Genomic DNA, 19,844 nt, shown 5'->3' on the forward strand with positions numbered 1-19,844 from the left:
CTGTTTTCAGTGAAAGAAGATACGGTGTTAACGGCAGAGTGTTTAAAGATGAATGCGGTTTGCGGAAAAAAGAAGATTTTAGAATCATTTGCAGGGTGGTTAGAAAAAGAGCAAAAGAATAACCACTGTTATCTGTTTTTAGGAATAACAGGAATGCCGTTGATCGAAATGACTGAAACAGGAGAATATGCAAAGGGAATTTTTATGACTCAGATTTATCAGATAAAAGCAGGCTTATTGGGGTCAGATGTAGACAATTGGAGATTAGTCAGAACGATGGCAGTGACAGAAACTGAGTATTGCAGAGAAGCGGGAGAATGGAAAATTCATAAAATGAAAATCCAGAATCTGGCGAGTTTACCGGAAACACCATATAGAAATGATGGAAGATATGATAAAAGTGGAATGAGCGATGAACCATGGGATGTTAATCAAGTCATGAGATGTCAACCGGATACGGAGACAGCAATGGAAATTGAAAATATTATCAATCGCTGGGTATATGGTTGTCGACGTGGAGCACTAAGGGAGTTTATCGAAAAGTATATGAAAAATTCAGAACAAAAAAATCATATGCTGATTCGAAGCTTTGGAAAAACAACTCCGGAATTAAATGATTATGAGGCAATTGAGAGAAAGACAGATGATATGACACAACAGTATCGGGAACGCTTTTTTACATTTCACGCACCGACAACTCCTGTACTTACATATGATCCGAAGAAAAAATACATTTTAGGAACCTGGTTTGATACAGCGGCAACAAATCTGCGAAGTATGGCCGAGAGTTTAGAAGATATCCCATATATGGTGTTTGTAAATAAATATGTGCATAAATTTGAAAAGATAGATGGTCATTGGTACCTGACAGATTTTTATTGTGAACCAATCATATCACTGCAAGACTGGAGGTTCGATATGGTTCACAGCAAAGGATATATCAATGCATCAAAAACAGGAAAATATCCAAAGAGATTTGAATTGCAAGGAGAAAAATAATGAAATTAGAAAAAGCATATCAAATTATAGGAATGACAGAGGAAGAATTTCGATATTTGGACACAACACAAATATTAGAATCACCGGATTCGCCTACGGGATATGTTGTAAGTTTCCGATATAAGTCATCAGAAGATAAGAAATTGTCAGTAATCGGGGACTGGATGTTTTCAGATAAGGAACATTCTTCCTTTACGGATAGTGGAAGGTATTGGCCGCATCAATGGAAAAAGGAATATTTTCCGCATACATTGCTTGGGTTAAAAACAACACCGAAAGAATTAAAAAATGGTACAAAAGGGGAAGAAATCGATGTGTCAAAATTTGAATTTGACTTGGAAGTATTGAAATTAGGAATGTATGAAATGGAAAAAGATGATGAGACAGACATTTTTTCATGTACGATTCCATTGCCATCAGGAACATACAACTATCGATTTGTAATCGATATGCCGGATGGAAATCCTTTAAAAATGGTGACTATGACAGATCCGTCAAGAAAGGGATATGCATACAAAAATGAAAAGATTCAATATAGTCAGATTCGAGTGCCGTTCTGTGCAAAATATCAAGTGGATGATAGAACTGTAGAATTGGGATGTGATGCAGTTGATAGAGGAAAGGTGCGATATATAGAGTTTGCGGTAAAGAAGAAATTTGGAGTAGGAGAAACACAGCCGGCAGCAGTGTATCTGCCGAAAGGTTATGATGAAAATCGGGAAAAGCCATATCCTGTGTTGTATCTGAGCCATGGAGGAAGTGAGAGTCTGAGTACATGGTTGAATCAGGGAAGCGTGTCACAGATTATGGATTTCTTGATTGTGAATAAAAAGATACAGCCAACAGTGGTGGTTATGATGGATAATAGTATCTATCAGTGGAATCACAAAGAAAAAAATATTCCAAGTTTAATAGAATGCCTGTTGCCATATATGGAAAAACATTATCATGTAGCAAGCGAACCGGAGGGACGAGCATTTGCTGGATTGTCAGCAGGTGGATTCCTTGCATTTGATATTTTTGAAAGTGTGGGATATTTATTTGGAAATATCGGAATTTGGAGTGGTGGAAGAAGATTTGAAGCAGATTATACAAAACCGTATTTAAAAAATGTTCGTGTTCATATTGGAGCAGGAACATTTGACGATGCATATAGAGCATTTGCACAGCCGTTGGAACAGGAACTACTTGAAAATGGGATTCCATATACGATGGATATTATACCAGGTGGACATCAGTGGAGTGTATGGAGAAAGCTGTTGGAGAAATTTTTGAGCCGATAGGGACGGAGTTTGTGGCTTGTTTACTGTCCCCTAGTGGCTAGACTTTCCAGTGAAAAATAGAAGAGCCACCGGGGAAAATAACGAGCCACAAACTCCGTCCCCAGTGGTCAATCAATTTGTATCAGCATAATCTCATGCTCCTGCAATACCTCTTGCAGAATCAGTGTATTATTCTCCGCACAAAGTGTTTCATTCTTTCTGTGTGGGATACTCTTACGCTTCAGATAAGATATCTCATCTAAGGTCAATTCAAGATCGGTTCCGAGACGTTTCCATTCATCCAAAATACTGCCAAAGTTCGGGCCGAATAGTTGTTTCCGAATTCGATAATTCTTGTTTGAAACTCCTTGGAGACGAAGTGTGATTTCCAATGCATCGCGGTCATTGAAAATAATTTGTTCATCATTCATTCCGATGGCGGCTTCATCTTTGGAATAGTATTCATAATTTAATGACTTATTATTGAAAAGAAGGATGGCAAAATGTCCGAGCTCATCTTTTGTAATAATATAATGGTCATTTCGTTCAATGAGATAATTGTGCAGCTGTTTAAAGAACAGCAGTGCATAATACGGGGGTTTACAAAAACCATCAGAACTAAGCAGACCACATGCACCATTTAGAATACGGTTTGCATCCATGTCACCGGCAAAAATGTCGCTTGCATACCAGTAACAAATATCCTCTGCTTCTCCGAGCGTATCAACCATCTGATTTATCATAATAGCCGCTTTTGAAGCCATATCGTTAAGTGAATTTCGATGGACAAAACTAAGATTCCATTCAATGACAACGATTGGGCGTTTTGGAAAACCACTCTCTGCTAAAATGGAGTGCATTTCAGATAGATCGTTCGAAAAAAAGTGGTCGATATTTTGACGAATCGCGTTCATTTTTGTCGGTTCCTCTGCTTCACGATAGGGAAATGAATTCATCGTTATGAAATCAGGCATATGTCTGGCATTGGCCCAATTGCGATAAAATTGAATGACCGTATCTCTGTGAACAGAAGGGCTGTATCCGACACCACCGATTGAGGCATTCGGGACTTTGGAGCGAACAGTTTCGAAAAAATCATCCCACAGGTTATTAAATTCTCCGGAAAGTCCAAGTAAGGATTGTCTATATACAAAATACCAGATTACAAATTTCCAATTCGTTACTTCTTTTAAACCATATCGATTGACTACATGATCTAATATCTTTTCGATGATGTGATTGAATTCACGAGAATCCGAAAAGAAATGTGCGGTAGACATTTCATGAATTTCATTTAGTTTCTTTAAAATATTTAAAACTTGATTATCGATAACGATCATCGGACGGATTCCATTTTCTACAAGAAAATCCAAAACATGGTCGAGATTAACAAAATTCAGTTGCGTTGTCTGATCTGAATCCAGAAGAGAAAATTCTGGAGAAAACAGACCGTTGATACAGCCATATTGAAAATCCAGAGTATGCTTTAAAAATTGAATTTGTCTTTGATAGGTTCCGGATAGAATACGGGAGGCAAATCCAAGATAAATCATGGAACCCAAAGGATTTTTAAATTCTTTTCCCTTGACACAGTCGATATCAGCGGACTGAAGTCTGATTTTTTGCTCTTTTACTACGACCATTCTTGTTTTGGAGCGGTATTCATTTAGAATATCAGCAGATTTTTTTGAAATTTGCATCTCCAGATGAGTATTGCGTATGGCATGATTTTTACGATATTCACCAGGGGAGAGGTTGAAATTCTGTCTGAAAATTTTGTTAAATTGCGAAGCTGTTGAAAATCCATTATTTAGTGCGATATCTGAGATTGATAACTGGCTTCCGGTTAAATCCGATACAGCATGGCGAAGGCGAATATTTGTTATATACTGTACAAAGGTGATTCCGGTGTTTTTCTTAAAAAGCCGGGACAGTGATGTTGGGGCAATATGAATCTGTCTGGCAGCATCCGGAAGTGTAATATGTTCCGAAAAATGTTCTTCAATGTAAGAAAAAACATAATCAAGCCGTTCATCGGAAGTCTCGAGCAAAGATTGCTTGTCGGATAACAGAAAAGAACAAATCAAGTGATCGCAAATTTTATATAGAATACTTAGTTTCTTTGCACTCATTTCTTTCATATCAAGTGCGTATTCCCCAAGCAAGTCATAGATCAAATAGCGTAGTTGTTCATACTTTACGCTAGAATGCCGCGAACTACAACATTGAAAATATGGAAGTTGTTTATGTGTTAATTTCCGAAATAGTTCTGCACGAACAGAAATTATTAGCATAAAGCTTCCGGGAGAAGTTTGCAGCTTAAAGTGTCGATTCCAATTGATCATTAGAATATCTTTTTTGGATAAATGATTTGTTTCAGCAGTTAATGTTACAGCAGCGCTGCCGTGAATGATAAATAGAAGCAAATATTCATTTTGTATATCATCCATTGTAATCGAATTTTCATAAAATTTGATTTCGAAATCATTCATTATATAAAAACCTCCTTTGAAAAGCTATAATATGACAAAATATTTATTGTATTATAACAAGTAATGGATGCATGGTCAATTTTGGATAAAAGATGACAAGAAAAAGATGAATGAAAAGGAGAAAAAAATAAAGAAATTTATTAAAATAAAACCAATGGAAACCATTGGGGACGGAGTTTGCGGCTTTTTGAATGTCCCTAATGGTTGTAGAAAGATAAAAAAGACCAAAGGGGACGATGTTTGAGCCAAAAACTCCCTTCCCAATGGCAATGAAAGGGGATAAACTTATGAGTTACAAATTAAATAATCCAATTATTCCAGGATACTATCCGGATCCTTCTATCATTCGTGTGGAGGATGATTTCTATCTGGCTTGTTCCAGTTTTGAGATGTTTCCAGGAATTCCGATTTTTCATAGCAAAGATCTTGCACACTGGGAGCAGATTGGAAATGCGCTGACGGAAGAAAATGGATTCCATATGGAAAAAAATTGTGGAGTCGGAGGTCTGATGGCGCCTACAATCCGTTATAATAATGGAACGTATTATATTATTAATGCTAATTTCGCTGACAAAGGAAATTATATTTGTACAGCAAAAGACCCGGCAGGTCCGTGGTCAGAACCACATTGGATGGATGACGTCCCGGGAATTGATGCATCTATTTTCTTTGACAATGACGGTAGTTGCTATGTTATGGGAACAGGAGATGTCTGGGATAACGGAACCGGTGTGAAAGAAAGAGGAATCTGGCTTGCACCATATGATATTGAGAATTTCCGCGTGACAGGCGAGCCTTATACGATTTATAACAGTGCTATGAGAGGCGGGGCATCTCCGGAAGCTCCACATCTGTATCATATCGGAGATTACTATTATTTGATCATTGCAGAAGGTGGTACAGAACATTATCATGCGGTAATGGTGGCAAGATCAAAAGAACTCTTCAGCTTTTTTGAAGGAAATCCGGCAAACCCGGTTATGACACATAGACATATGGGATTCAAAAGCCCGATCATTAATGTCGGACATGCTGATCTCGTAGAGTTAAAAGATGGAAGCTGGTATGCTGTGATGCTGGGTTCTCGTTTAATCGATGAAAAATATAAAAACCTGGGACGAGAAACATTTATTTGCCCGGTTATATGGGAGAGGGACTGGCCAGTATTCAGTCCGGAGACAGGAAAGATCGAATGGAGTTATGATAGTCCGGAATCTTTGGAAGAAACAGTTTATCCAGAAGAAAATAAGTTTGACGATTTTGATGAACAGAAATTGCCACTTTATATGACATTTTGGGGAACACCTGGTAAGGAGTGCTGGAAAATTGAAGATTCTTATCTGAAATTAAAATGTATTCATCAGAGACTGGACGATGATCTAGAACAGATGGGCATGGAAGGCACTTTATCGGATGATAAATATGCTGCTTTTGTAGGACGACGTCAGTGCAAAATGGATACTACAATTACAACACGTATGACATTTGTTCCAGAAGGACAGGAGAGTGCGGGAATTGCGATTGTACAGGCAATGAACCATCAACTCCATGTAGAACGTGCCTGTGAAAACGGAAAACAGGTTGTACGTGTAAAACTGATCACAGCAGATTATCAACAGCCACCATATTTCCCAGAATTTACAAGCACGACAAATCGTGAAGATATTTGTACAGTGGAGTATGATAAAGATACAATTGTTTTACAGATCGAAATGCATAATGAAGATTTCACGATTCGATATGGAGAGTCGGAAGAAAATCTGAAAGAATTGTGCAAGGCTGACGGATCTTTGATCAATCCAGAAAAGGTTGGGTGCATGTGCGGAACAGTGCTTGGAATGTATGCGACGGGAAATGAAGAGGATTCAGAAAATACGGCAGCGTTTGATTGGTTCCGCTGTGAATAGGGACGGAGTTAATGGCTTTTTTAGTGACCCACATGGCCCAAAACTATATGATAAAATTAAAAACCACAGGGGATGGAGTTTGAGCCAAAAACTCCGTCCCCTGTGGTTTTCCGTCCCCTGTGGTTTTCTATGCCTCCTCAAGAAATGTATCCGTACCGCTTACATAGTAAGCCCCCATACCTGGAATATGTTTTTTAAAAGTATCTCCTTGCACATGTGCGAGAAAGTCTTCCTGAGAATCCCATTGAGAAACAAAGGTAACTTCATCTTTGGTTTCTGGGTTTATAAAAACCTGCATTCCGTGGCATCCTTTGTCATTGGCAATCACATCTTCTGCAAATGCTTTTGCAAGTGGTAAATATGCGTCTCTGTCGGTTACTACATTTGTTGTAAATACTGTTGTCATAATAAAAATCCTCCCTATGATTTATTGAATTTCGAAAAAATGTGAATATGAAAAATCCACAGGGGACAGTAACTGAGCCAAAAACTCCGTCCCCTATGGATACTATCATAGTAGAAAGAAAAAAGCAGTGTCAATTGAATTTGCCCAAAAAGAAAAAGAGGTCAAGAACGCATATCGTTATTATGACATATGAAAAAATTATAAGAACAGAAAGGTAAAAACGCGATACAAACGAAGTAGATTTAGAGTATACAAAATGTTGACAAGAACGATATAATATGAACCATAATAAAGACAAAAACAGGAGGAAAAAGAACTATGCGAGTAAAACAGATTACAAATGTGGACGGATTTTATAAGGCATTGGCAAAATGTCAGGGAAGGGTAGAGCTGATCACGGATGATCGCGATGTATTGAATCTGGCATCTACACTGACACAGTTTATCGGACTTACAACAGTATTCAGCAATCCTGATATTGAAGCGTATGAGATTGTTTGCTATAATCCGGATGATTTCCAGTACATAAAAGAATTTCTGGTTCCGGTAGAAAAATAAAAAATAATGTATTATATAGAAGAAAGGCTTCTGGTCATGGTGGATTTTACCAAAACAGAAGCCTTTCTTTTGTGCATGTTTTCGTGAAAGTACACAATGTCATCAAAAAGAAGTAAATATATGACCTGTAAGAGAAAAAGATGACTTCATGAGGTCATTTTTATGACGAAATAAGTAAAAAATCGAATGGTAGGAGCTCTCATGGACTGGTAAACTAAGGTCAAATCTTGAGAGAGACATACAAGGAGGAAAAATTATGAAGGCAAAAAAGGTTATGGCAATGGCAATGGCCAGTGCAATGATTCTTTCACTTACAGCATGTGGAGGAAGTTCATCTGACAGCTCATCAAAAGGAGATTCATCTAGTTCAGACGCAAAGGCAACAGTAAGTGTTGTAAAGCCGAATCAGGATGCAGCAAACACTGAAAAGACAGATGAGACATTGACTATTGGACTTTCTTCTGAGCCATCATCTCTGTATGGTGCAGCAGGCGGTAAGACAGAGAATGAAGAGCAGATTATTGGTAATGCGATGTTGGATTCACTTGTAAAATTCAATTATGCAACAAATGAGCTTGAGCCATCTCTTGCAACTGACTGGGAATGGGTTGATGATACACATCTGAAATTCACACTACGTGATGACGTAACAATGAGCGATGGAACTCCACTTGTTGCAGATGATGTTGTTTACACATGTAATAAGATTTGGATAGAGCAGAATACAACAAATGATACAGGAAAATATATCAAAGGCGCAACTGCTGATGACGAACATACAGTTACGATCGAATTTAATACAACAGCACCAGATTTTCTGAAGATGATGAGCTGGACAAACTTTGGAATCGTATCAGAGGATGAGGTTAATGCAGCAGGCGGTCTTGATGCAGTTCAGACAAATCCTGTAATCGGTAGTGGGCCATACAAATTCAAAGAGTGGAAAAACGGACAGTCTGTTACATTGGAAAGAAATGATAATTACTGGGATAAAGACTATGCAGGATATTACAAAGAAATCGTATTTACATTTACAAGTGATGCAGCAGCAAGAGAAATGGCTGTAGAATCAGGAGATGCTGATATCGCATACGATATGCCAGTAAGCCAGGCTGCTACATATGCAGAAAATGACTCTGTAAATACAACAATCTATGACTTTGGTCAGACAACACATCTGTGGTATAACATGGGTGATAATGCCGGAGCAACAAAAGATCAGAAAGTTCGTGAAGCAATCGACAAAGCATTAGACTTTGATGCAATTGCACAGGTAGGAACAGCCGGATTTGGTGAAGCTGCACTTTCATACTGGGATCCAAGCTGCGATTACTACACAGCAAACTATACAAAAGAAGAAAGAGCTGTTGACGTAGACGGAGCAAAAGAACTTCTTGATGAAGCAGGATATGGTGATGGAGTTGAAATTACAGCACTGGGACTTCAGGATAATACTCCTGTATTAACTGTAATGCAGGCTAATCTTGCAGAAGCAGGAATTACATTGAAAATTGATACACCGGATACAGCTCAGTTTGTAGAGGGCGCATTTGGTGGCGATTATGATCTGATCTGCGTTGGAGATACTCCTGCAATTAGAACACCTGCAAGCGTTATGCCATTCCTTCAGAAACTGAATGTTGACGGACCTGGTATGGTTATCGGTGGAGCAAAATGGACATCAGATGAATTTGATTCAACAATTACAGATTTGATTAGTGAGTCCGATACAGATAAAGCTACAGAACTTGCTACAAAACTGGATGAGATGGTAAAAGATGAGACAGTCTGCTCGAATCTGTATCCAGAAATGAAAGCCAGTGTATATGCGAAAGATCTGAAAGGATTTAATACAAGTGAAAGAGGTTTCGTTGACGCAACTGGATTCTACGAATAAGCGAGAAACAACCAGATTCTTGAATTGCCCGGTGATGAAAGTCTCCGGGCAATATTTGAAATACGAGGAGAATGATCTATGCTGAAATATATAGTAAAAAGAATCTTGTATCTGATCCCGATTTTATTTGGTGTATCGATTATCATTTTTGCACTGAAAACATTTACACCGGGAGATCCTGCAAGACAGATCTTAGGAAACAGTGCATCGGAGGCACAGGTTCAGGAAAAAAGAGAAGAGCTCGGGTTAAATGATCCGGTTCCGGTACAGTATTTTAATTATGTAAAAGGTATTGTTACAAAAGGAGATTTTGGTGATTCCTACAGAACAGGAAAACCGGTATTACAGGAAATCGCACCTAGACTTTTAACATCTGCCAAGATTACATTGGGAGCGGTTCTGATCGGAGCGGTGCTTGGTGTATTGCTTGGAATTATATCGGCACTAAAGAAATATACGTGGATCGATTCCGGGGTACTGGTCATATCCATGTTCTTCCAGTCGGTTCCGGAATTTGTTGTAGCTTTGGTATTGATTATGATCTTTGCTGTAAACTTGCATATTCTTCCGGCAAATGGTATTGATACATGGAAAGGTTATATCATGCCGATGCTGTGTATCGGATTATCTTCCGTAGCAAGTTATACACGTATCACAAGATCTTCTATGTTGGAAGTATTGGGAGAAGATTATATCAGAACAGCACGTGCAAAAGGACAGTCAGAGAAGAATATTACATATCACCATGCACTTCGTAATGCCATGATCCCGGTTGCACAGTCAGTTGGTACCAGTCTTGGTAATACAATTGGTGGTGGAATGGTACTGGAGACCGTATTCGGTGTTCCTGGTGTTGGAAAATATATCGTAGATTCCATCACACAGCGTAACTATCCATCTGTTCTTGGTGGAGCACTGATCATCGCTATTGTATTGACACTCATTAACCTGTTGGTTGATATCAGTTTCGTATTGATCGATCCACGTCTGAAGACAACGATTATTGCCGGTGGAAAAACAAAGAAACGTAAAAAAGTAAAAGCAACAGCGTAGGAGGAAAAAGATATGTCAAAAATGAGAACTCCTGCAATGGAGAAAATAGAAAAGAAAAATACAAAGAGAAAGAAACCGGTGAAATCAACACCGATGTGTGAGTCATGGAAACGATTTAAACGTAACCCAACCGCTTTACTTGGATTGGTTGTAGTCTGTATCCTGATTCTTGTTGCAATCTTTGCACCACTCATTGCCCCTTATGACTATAAGGCACAGGATTATGGAGCTATGATGCAGGCACCAAGCAGTGTTCATTTCTTTGGAACAGATCAGTTTGGACGAGATATTTTCAGCCGTGTTATCTATGGTACAAGATATTCTCTGATCATTGCTTTGTTCTGTACGATCGCAGCATTGTTCAGTGGCGGATTACTTGGAATTATTGCCGGATATTTTGGCGGGACAGTAGATACGATCATCATGCGTATCATGGATATCTTCCAGTCTATTCCGATGATCATGATGGCAATGTGTATCGTAGCTGTACTTGGTAATGGTATTCCACAGTTGGTAGCAGCAATTATGTTCGCATCTATGCCGACCATGGCAAGAAATAACCGTGCAGCGATTCTTCGAGTTCGAGGAAGTGATTATATTGAGTCATCCGAAGCAATCGGTGTAAGCCAGATTCAGATGATCTTGAAACATATGATTCCGAATGCAGCAGGAATTATGATTATTTATTTTGTTGGATTTTTAGCTGTATCTATTATGATGATGTCATCTATGAGTTACATTGGTGTAGGTCTTACAGCACCAACTCCGGAATGGGGATTGATCTTGAATGATGGTAAGGCATATCTGACATCTGCACCATATATGATGATGTTCCCTGCATTGATGATCATGATCACATGTTTCGCATTCAACCTGATGGGTGATGGACTGCGTGATGCATTCGATCCGAAAATGAAATAAGGAGCGGGATAAAATATGAGTGAAAATATGTTAAATGTAGAAGATCTTGTAATTCATTACGAGACGGATGAGGAAGTAGTGGAAGCTGTAAATAACATCAGCTTCCAACTGAAAAAAGGTGAAGTTCTTGGACTGGTAGGAGAGACTGGTGCAGGAAAGACGACAACAGCATTGGGAATTATGGGATTGCTTCCATCAAAAGTAGGACATGTGATTCAGGGAAAGATTGAACTGGATGGTGAAAATCTGTTTGATAAATCAGAACGAGAGATGCGTAAGATCCGTGGTAAGAAGATTTCCATGATTTTCCAGGATCCAATGACAGCATTAAACCCTGTAAAAACAGTTGGAGATCAGATTTCAGAAGTAGTTCTTCTGCACAATCATTGCTCAAAGGCAGAGGCACTGAAACGTGCACAGGATATGTTGGCAATGGTAGGAATCGTTCCTGAACGTTACAAAGATTATCCACATCAGTTTTCAGGTGGTATGAAACAGCGAATCGTTATTGCAATCGCTCTGGCCTGCGAGCCGGAACTTCTGATCGCAGACGAGCCGACAACAGCGCTGGATGTAACAATCCAGGCACAGATTCTGGATATGATGAGATCACTGCAGAAAAAACATGGAACATCGATGATACTGATCACACACGATCTTGGTGTTGTGGCAGAGATGTGCGATCACTGTGCAGTTATGTATGCTGGTGAGCTGGTAGAATATGGAACAGTCGAAGAGATTTTCGATCATCCGAAACATCCATATACAAAAGCATTGTATCAGTCTATCCCATCGCTGGATAAAGATGTGGAGAGATTGCACGTTGTTCCGGGTATGGTAACAGACCCATCGAACTTGCCGGAATATTGCAGTTTTGCAGATCGTTGTGAATCAAAATGTGGACTGTGTGAAAAAGCAGATCCTAAGATGATTCAGCTAAATGAGAATCATTGTGTCAAATGTTTACAGTACACAAAAGAATGGGAGGGGAAAATAAATGAGTAATTTGCTAGAAATTAAAAATCTGAAAAAATATTTTGCCACTCCTCGTGGAGAACTGCATGCAGTTGATAATGTCAATTTAAATATTGAAAAAGGAAAGACGATTGGTGTCGTAGGAGAGTCCGGATGTGGAAAATCTACACTTGGAAAAACGCTGATGAGATTGCATACACCAACTTCTGGTGAAGTACTATATAATGGCGTGGATATTGCAAGCATGCCAATGAAAGAGTTTAAGAAAAATTATCGAACCAATATTCAGATGATTTTTCAGGATCCGTATGCATCACTGGATCCACGTATGAATGTGTTGCAGTTGATCGAAGAACCAATCAAAGTAAACCATAAAGATATGTCAAAAGCAGATGTGACAGCCAGGGCAAAAGAGATGATGGAATTGGTTGGCCTGGCAAAACGTCTGGAAGGTTCTTATCCACATGAGTTGGATGGTGGAAGACGTCAGCGTATCGGAATTGCAAGAGCGTTATCATTAAATCCGGACTTTATTGTATGTGACGAGCCGGTATCAGCACTGGATGTATCTATTCAGGCACAGATTCTGAATTTGCTTCAGGATCTTCAGGCTGAAAGAGGACTGACTTATATGTTTATTACACATGACATGTCTGTTGTAAAACATATTTCAGATGATATTGCAGTAATGTATTTGGGACAGTTGATCGAAAAGTGTCCGGCAAATGAGATTTTCAAAAATACAATTCATCCGTATTCACAGGCATTACTTTCAGCTATTCCAATTCCGAATGTGCATGTGAAAAAAGAGCGAATGATTTTGAAAGGTGAGCTGACATCACCAATCGATCCGAAACCATGCTGCCGTTTTGCAGCACGTTGCCCGTATGCGACAGACGAATGTATGGCGAAAGAACCGGAGTTACGTGAAGTAAAACCAAATCATTTCGTAGCATGTCATTATGCAGAAAAATTTATGAAATAATATAATAATTCCTGTACTTCGTAAATTCGGGGTGCAGGAATTGTTGTAAATGGATATGAAATATAAACATATCCAATATCCGAAACTATAGAAAGAGAGAAAAAGATATGAAGAAAGTGATACGAACACCCGATTTTCCAATCGTACGGACAAAACAAGGAAAACTTCATGGATATCAGGAAGATGATGTATTTCACTTTTATGGAATCCGATACGGAAGAGCAAAAAGATTCCAACTTCCGGAACCAGAACCGAAATGGGATGGAATTCGAGATGCAAAATCTTATGGTTATATTTGTCCATTGATGCCGGAAGAAGAACAGCCGGAAGACAGTCCAATGGCTGCGCCGGGAAATTCTTTTGAGATGCAGCATGTGTACTGGCCGATGAATGAGCAGTGCTTATACTTAAATATCTGGACAAAGCACCTCGATAAAGAAGCAAAGAAACCAGTTATGGTATGGTTACATGGAGGCGGTTTTTCAAGCGATTCATCAATCGAAATTCCGTCATACAATGGTCATAATCTCTGTGATTATGGAGATGTTGTTGTTGTGAATCTGAATCATAGACTGAATTGTCTGGGATTTTTAGATTTGAGTTCATATGGAGAAAAATATAAATATTCCGGCTGTGTTGGAATGGCAGATATTGTACTTGCACTTCAGTGGGTGAGAGATAATATTGAGGAATTTGGTGGAGATCCGGATAATGTAACTGTTGCAGGACAGTCAGGAGGAGGCGGAAAAGCAACTATTTTGATGCAGATGCCACCAGCGGACGGACTTTACCATAAAGTAATCTCGCAAAGTGGAGCTCTTCGCAATTGTCCGGATATTAGCATTACAGAGGAAAAGAAACACTGGCAGACATTGGGTGAAAAGACTGTTGAAGTGCTAGGGTTAACAAAAGAGAATATTGATACGATTGATGATATCCCATATGAAACACTGGCAAATGCAGCAGTACAGGCAGGAAAAGAATTAGGACTGCCGGGAGGAATGATGCTCTTTGAACCTTCACCGGTAGAAGGCTATTACGATGGAATTGAAAGTATTGTAGGATTCAGAGAGGAGACCAGACAAATTCCGGTTATGGCAGGAACGGTATTGGGAGAATTCTCGTTTATGCATTATCTGGGCGATAAAACAAAGTATACTGAGGTAGAAAAATACAACATCCTGGAACAGACATATGGAAAACATACAATGAATATTATCAAGCAGTTCCGTGAAATCTATCCGGAGTTAGATATCTTGTATGCGTTGAGTGTAGATACATTATTCCGCCCGCAGACAATTGGATTTTTAAATCGACGTTCAGAATTTACAAAGACAAAATGTTATAATTACATGATAAACTTTATCATTCCGTATATGGGTGGACTTGCTCCGTGGCATTGCAGTGACATTCCATATGTATTTCGTAATGTAGAGATGGAGCCGGCACACTGTACCGGATATCAGTATGCAGAAAAAGTACAGGAAAAAGTCAGCAAAGCCTGGATTGCTTTTATGAAAAAAGGAAATCCATCTACCAGATCACTCAAATGGAGCACTTATACGAAAGAACATCCAGACCGGATGATCTTTGCAGAAGAGTGCGGAATGGAAGATAAAGATGATACGGAATTGCTGAAGTTGATTCAGAACCACTAGGGACGGAGTTTTTGGCTTGATTACGTCCCTCATGGTACATAATGAGTAATATAAAAGTGTAGTTGTCAGAGTATGATTGGCTCTGGTGGCTGCACTCATTTTATTGCTGTACAACGAAAGCCAGCTGGGACAGTAATCAAGCCAAACCCAGAGGATAAGACAAAAAAACTAATAGAATTTTTGTTGCATTTATTAGAAAAAGAAAAAATTACAACAATTTTTTGCATAATATTCAACAATTCAAGAATGGATTTCATAATTTTCAATTGCTATAATGTTAAGATAAATAAAAAGAGAAAAGTTTTCTTCAAAATATTATAGAAAAGGATGACTTTAGGAGGAACTATGGAACAGGATACAAGAAGAGATAAGCTGAAACTTAGTGTGTTGAATGAAGTAGATGAACTGGAGCACTTCCATCAGGATATTGAATTGTTGTATTTACTGGAAGGTACATTGGATGTTACGATCGGGGAACAGACAACCCATATGAAAGAAAATGACGTCTTAGTCGTAAATGCGAATAAAAAACATATGTTAAGTGGTTCGGAAGATATCTTGTATATGCAGATTATGATTTCATATAATTTGGTCAGTGATGTATTTCAGAGTATTGATGTGATTTTCTGGTGTGATTCTACAAAAGATGAAAGTGACCGCTATGATGAATTGAGAAAAATCTTGCGTGCATTGTTGAACCATTATCTGGAAACACATGGAAATACAGCAAATTTTGGGCATATTGCATTGTGTTATCGTGTTATGGATATCTTATCAATGTATTTCCTTGTGCAGGCAGCCGACCGGGAAAATATGGATGACAAGGATAAGTTTGAAGATCGAATTCTTCAGATTAATAATTATATCAGGGCAAACTATAATCAGCCAATTAGCCTGAAAGATCTGGCAGATAAATTATATCTGTCAAATGGATATCTTTCCAGATTTTTTAAACGAAATTATGGGATGAGTTTTGCAGAATATCTGACCAATATTCGTTTGTTTCATGCAGTGGATGAGCTATTATATTCAAGTGCGCCAATCACAAGAATTGCTTATGATAATGGATTTGCCAGTGTAGCAGTATTTAACAAGGTGTTTAAGAAGGCGTATGGAGAGACGCCTTCTGCTATGAGAAAAAAGGCAAAAGAACAGAAGCAGGAACAAAAAGAAGAAAAACAAAATCCGGAAATTGAGAAACGTCTGGAAAAATATTTTGTTGTAGATAGTCAGTCGGAAGAAGAACAGGATAAATTGAGTGTCTGTCAGGGAGAACATTCAGTGTTGCAAAGTGAGAAAATCAAAAATTCCTGGGGAAATACGATTAATATTGGTGTAGCATCGGAATTGCTTCGATCTGAGGTGCAGGAACATGTTATGATGCTGAAACAGGCATTGGGATTTAAATACATTCGATTCTGGAATATTTTTTCACCAGAGTTTTTGATTAATGTAGATGATCCAAAAGAAAATTATAATTTTACAAGATTAGATTCCATATTTGATTTTCTGATTAATTTAGATTTAAAACCGCATATTGATTTCGGTGTAAAATCACATATGATTGTATATAACATAAATAAATTACAAATCTGTGATGAACGAGAAAAAGATTATCTTAGTATTGACTTTATGGAACCAAAGAAATGGGAACGCTTCTTGAATGCTTTCATGCAACATTTAATCTACAGATATGGAAGAAGTGAAGTGGATAGTTGGAGAGTGGAATATTGGTTTAATGAAGGTCAATGGAAAAAGAGTGCATTTGATCAATATTTTGAACTGTTTGATATTACATATCGAACAATAAAAAAATACAGTGAAGGTATGGAAGTCGGCGGAAGTGGTTTACGGCTTGATTTGGATGCAAAATTAAGAGAATATTTCTTAAAAACATGGAATGAGCAACATTGTAGACCTGATTTTATCTCTATTTACATTTATAATTATGAACGAGGAAAAGAAAATGATGATCGCTATGCAAAAAGAAGTACAGATGATGACTTTTTCTTGCATAATATAAATAGTGTAAAAGAACAGATTGCAGAAGCCAAAATGGATGATATTAAACTTTATATCACAGAATGGAATTTTACGGCATCAGTTCGAAATTATCTGAATGATAGTTGCTTTGGTGGAGCATATATTATAAAAAATATATTAGATTTGTATGGTCAGCTTGATGAAGTAGCACATTATCTGGGAACAGACCGTACGCAGCAGTATTACGATACAAATGAATTACTGTTTGGTGGAGCGGGAATTCTGACCAAAGATGGTATCTTAAAACCATCTGGATTTGCATTTGATTTTTTGAACCGTTTATATCCATATTATGTTGGTCATGGAGAAAATTATCTGGTATCTACAGATCAGCATGATTCATATGGAATCGTATGTCATAATCAGAAGGGATTAAGCTACAATTATTATTTCACAAAAGAAGATGAGCTGGAAAAAGAACATTTGTGGAGATATTTTGAAAATCGTGATGAACTGGAATTGAGTCTTAAATTAAAAGATATGAGTGAAGGTACTTACCAGATTAAAGTATATCGAATCAATGAGAAAAATGGAAGCGTGATTTCCATTTGGGGAGAACTTGATTATGAAAAAGGACTTTCCAGAAATGATATTAAGTATTTCCGAAGAGTCTGTGAGCCGAAACTGACAATACAGAAGATGAAAACGGAACAAAATGAAATGAATCTGAATATAAAATTGATAGCAAATGAGATTGCATTTATTCGTATTCGAAAAATTTCGGAATGATAAAGGGAAAAATAGTTAAATTGGTAAAATGTGGTATAGTTTCAAATAGGAGCTATATCACATTTTCTATTTTTACATAAAAATAAAAGGTCAAAATATTCATGTTACTTCATGACCTTTGGAAAGAAAATGCCAGAAAAGTAACAAAATCAGGTCATGAGAGTAATAAAATGGGTCGCTTTAAGCTAAGCAATAGAAGTTTAAGATTGATAAGATAGTATCAACAAGAGAACAGAAATGTTTTAGCTGAAGGGAGAAGAGAAAATGAGTGAAAACACAAACACGCCAGTACAATCAAGTGCTGCAGCAGCAAATAAGCTGTCTATCTGGACTAAAATTGGATATAGTTTCGGTGAGATTGGATCTCAGTGTTCCTGGACATTGATTAGTTCTTATCTGACAGTATACTATACAGATGTAGTAGGATTAACACCGGTAATTATTTCAGCAATTATGTTAATTGCACGTATTTGGGATGCCATTAACGATCCAATGTTCGGAGCAATTGCAGAGAAAACAAAATCAAAATGGGGACGCTTCCGCCCATATATTTTATGGGGAGCTCCAATCCTTGCATTATTTAACTGTCTGACATTCTTAAATCTGGACATTCCAAATGGCTGGAAAGCAATTTGGTGTGGATTTACATATATTGGATGTGGAATGGCTTATACAGCAGTTAATATCTCTACACAGTGTGTAGCAAACGTAATGACAGCTTCTAATGAAGAACGTGTATCTCTGAACGCATTCAAAGGAATCGGTTCAGGACTGATTCAGATGGTCATCAGTGCAGTAACAATGCCAATGATCTTAAAATTTGGTAATGGTTCAGCATCTTCTGCACACGGATATTTTATGGCTGCATTGGTATTCTCAATTGTATGTATCCCATGCTTCTGGGTATGTTTTGCATCAACAAAAGAGATTATCGGAGCAAACGAGTCTGATAAAAAATCTATCGGACAGACAATGAAAGAACTCGGATATTCTTTCAAATACACATTATCTGATAAAAACGCATTATTCTTGATTCTTGCAATGTTTACATTCCTTACAGGACTGTTCGGAAGAATCGGTATCATGGCATACTATTTCATTTATATTATGAAAAATCCTGCCCTGATTGCTGGATTTGCAACAGCAATGTCAGCCGGTATGTTGGTAGTAAACTTCTATGCACCATTTTTACTGAACCGCATTAGTAAAAAATATGTTGGTGCATTGGGATGTATCGCACAGGCACTGTGCTGTGTATTCTTCTATATCATTGGAGAAAACCAGTTGACAAGTCTGGTTGTATTATCAGGATTCCTTTATGGAGTAACAAATGTAGTATCAATCACATGCTTTACATTGAGTGCTGAGATTATCGATGATAACTGGATTAGAACAGGAGTACGTTCTGATGGTGTAATCGTATCTTGTATCTCATTCTCTACAAAGATGGGTAATGCAATCGGTGGTTCAATCGGTATCCTTGCTCTTAGTGCAGTTGGATATGTTGCAAATGCAGAGAATCTGAGTGCAACAGTACTTTCAAATATGGATAAAGTAATCAACTTTGCACCAGCAGCATTCTTCATTGTAGCAGCAATTTTCTTTGCATGTGTCGGAATGACAAAAGAGAAAGCAAAAGCAAATGAAGCTAAGATTGCAGCAATGGCAAAAGCTGAGTAAAAAGTAAATATTTTATAGAAAGGAATCTCTTGTAGGACGGTGTTTCTACAAGAGATTTCTTTTTACTTAGGAGATAGCATCTTTTTGATTTCGAGTATTGCAATCAACATTCTATATATGCTAAAGTATAAAAAAGCATGTTTCTTAATGAATCTAAGGTGCGTTGCACTATCTACATTCTCATCACATTTCAGAAATCTATGCTTTAACACCAAAACAAATGTAAAAAGCAGGAGAGGACTGAAAGAAATTGGACGAAGAGATAGTTCCTTCTGCGAA

General features: G+C 37.9%; 15 protein-coding genes. 13 read left to right on the top strand and 2 right to left on the bottom strand.

Going from position 1 to position 19,844, the window contains the following annotated elements:
• The first annotated feature begins 9 nt into the window (after window positions 1-9).
• On the top strand, window positions 10-999 hold the full coding sequence (locus tag H8S40_RS04990; RefSeq protein ID WP_186864724.1) for a hypothetical protein: 990 nt from the start codon (window positions 10-12) through the stop codon (window positions 997-999).
• The gene (locus H8S40_RS04995) at window positions 999-2,282 is read left to right on the top strand and encodes an alpha/beta hydrolase-fold protein (RefSeq protein WP_186864725.1); all 1,284 of its coding nucleotides are present in this window, start codon (window positions 999-1,001) and stop codon (window positions 2,280-2,282) included. The genes H8S40_RS04990 and H8S40_RS04995 overlap by 1 nt, the downstream gene beginning before the upstream one ends.
• Before the next feature lie 107 nt (window positions 2,283-2,389).
• On the opposite strand, the gene H8S40_RS05000 is transcribed toward H8S40_RS04995, so the two are convergent.
• Entirely contained in the window at window positions 2,390-4,753 is a 2,364-nt protein-coding gene (locus tag H8S40_RS05000; RefSeq protein ID WP_186864726.1) for a GH39 family glycosyl hydrolase, read from the bottom strand.
• Window positions 4,754-4,859: 106 nt separating this feature from the next.
• Between H8S40_RS05000 and H8S40_RS05005 the strand changes: the two genes are divergently transcribed.
• Both H8S40_RS05005 and H8S40_RS05010 read left to right on the top strand, forming a co-directional pair.
• On the top strand, window positions 4,860-4,997 hold the full coding sequence (locus H8S40_RS05005) for a hypothetical protein (protein WP_186864727.1): 138 nt from the start codon (window positions 4,860-4,862) through the stop codon (window positions 4,995-4,997).
• Between the two features lie 43 nt (window positions 4,998-5,040).
• Window positions 5,041-6,660: a glycoside hydrolase family 43 protein gene (locus tag H8S40_RS05010; RefSeq protein ID WP_186864728.1), complete on the top strand. Its 1,620-nt coding sequence runs from the start codon at window positions 5,041-5,043 to the stop codon at window positions 6,658-6,660.
• Between the two features lie 127 nt (window positions 6,661-6,787).
• On the opposite strand, the gene H8S40_RS05015 is transcribed toward H8S40_RS05010, so the two are convergent.
• The gene (locus tag H8S40_RS05015; protein ID WP_118689049.1) at window positions 6,788-7,066 is read right to left on the bottom strand and encodes an antibiotic biosynthesis monooxygenase family protein; all 279 of its coding nucleotides are present in this window, start codon (window positions 7,064-7,066) and stop codon (window positions 6,788-6,790) included.
• Window positions 7,067-7,384: 318 nt separating this feature from the next.
• Between H8S40_RS05015 and H8S40_RS05020 the strand changes: the two genes are divergently transcribed.
• The 9 genes from H8S40_RS05020 to H8S40_RS05060 all read left to right on the top strand — a co-directional run bounded on the left by H8S40_RS05020 (window position 7,385) and on the right by H8S40_RS05060 (window position 19,565).
• Window positions 7,385-7,624 carry a polya polymerase gene (locus H8S40_RS05020; RefSeq protein ID WP_186864729.1) on the top strand — a complete coding sequence of 80 codons (240 nt, stop codon included), beginning with the start codon at window positions 7,385-7,387 and terminating at the stop codon, window positions 7,622-7,624.
• Window positions 7,625-7,880: 256 nt separating this feature from the next.
• Window positions 7,881-9,521 (top strand): ABC transporter substrate-binding protein, encoded by a 1,641-nt coding sequence (locus H8S40_RS05025; protein WP_186864730.1) that lies wholly within the window; start codon window positions 7,881-7,883, stop codon window positions 9,519-9,521.
• Window positions 9,522-9,599: 78 nt separating this feature from the next.
• Window positions 9,600-10,574, top strand: a complete 975-nt coding sequence (locus tag H8S40_RS05030) for an ABC transporter permease (RefSeq protein WP_186864731.1) — start codon at window positions 9,600-9,602, stop codon at window positions 10,572-10,574.
• A gap of 12 nt (window positions 10,575-10,586) precedes the next feature.
• The gene (locus tag H8S40_RS05035) at window positions 10,587-11,495 is read left to right on the top strand and encodes an ABC transporter permease (protein WP_186864732.1); all 909 of its coding nucleotides are present in this window, start codon (window positions 10,587-10,589) and stop codon (window positions 11,493-11,495) included.
• 15 nt (window positions 11,496-11,510) lie between these two features.
• On the top strand, window positions 11,511-12,500 hold the full coding sequence (locus tag H8S40_RS05040; RefSeq protein ID WP_186864733.1) for an ABC transporter ATP-binding protein: 990 nt from the start codon (window positions 11,511-11,513) through the stop codon (window positions 12,498-12,500).
• On the top strand, window positions 12,493-13,455 hold the full coding sequence (locus H8S40_RS05045) for an ABC transporter ATP-binding protein (protein WP_186864734.1): 963 nt from the start codon (window positions 12,493-12,495) through the stop codon (window positions 13,453-13,455). The genes H8S40_RS05040 and H8S40_RS05045 overlap by 8 nt, the downstream gene beginning before the upstream one ends.
• Before the next feature lie 107 nt (window positions 13,456-13,562).
• Entirely contained in the window at window positions 13,563-15,113 is a 1,551-nt protein-coding gene (locus H8S40_RS05050; protein WP_186864735.1) for a carboxylesterase/lipase family protein, read from the top strand.
• 345 nt (window positions 15,114-15,458) lie between these two features.
• Entirely contained in the window at window positions 15,459-17,885 is a 2,427-nt protein-coding gene (locus H8S40_RS05055; RefSeq protein WP_118724580.1) for a GH39 family glycosyl hydrolase, read from the top strand.
• A 264-nt stretch (window positions 17,886-18,149) separates the two neighbouring features.
• Window positions 18,150-19,565: an MFS transporter gene (locus tag H8S40_RS05060; protein WP_186864736.1), complete on the top strand. Its 1,416-nt coding sequence runs from the start codon at window positions 18,150-18,152 to the stop codon at window positions 19,563-19,565.
• The last annotated feature ends 279 nt before the right edge of the window (window positions 19,566-19,844 follow it).

The sequence above is a fragment of the Ruminococcus hominis genome (genome assembly GCF_014287355.1).
In the GTDB taxonomy this organism is placed as follows: Bacteria; Bacillota; Clostridia; order Lachnospirales; family Lachnospiraceae; genus Schaedlerella; species Schaedlerella hominis.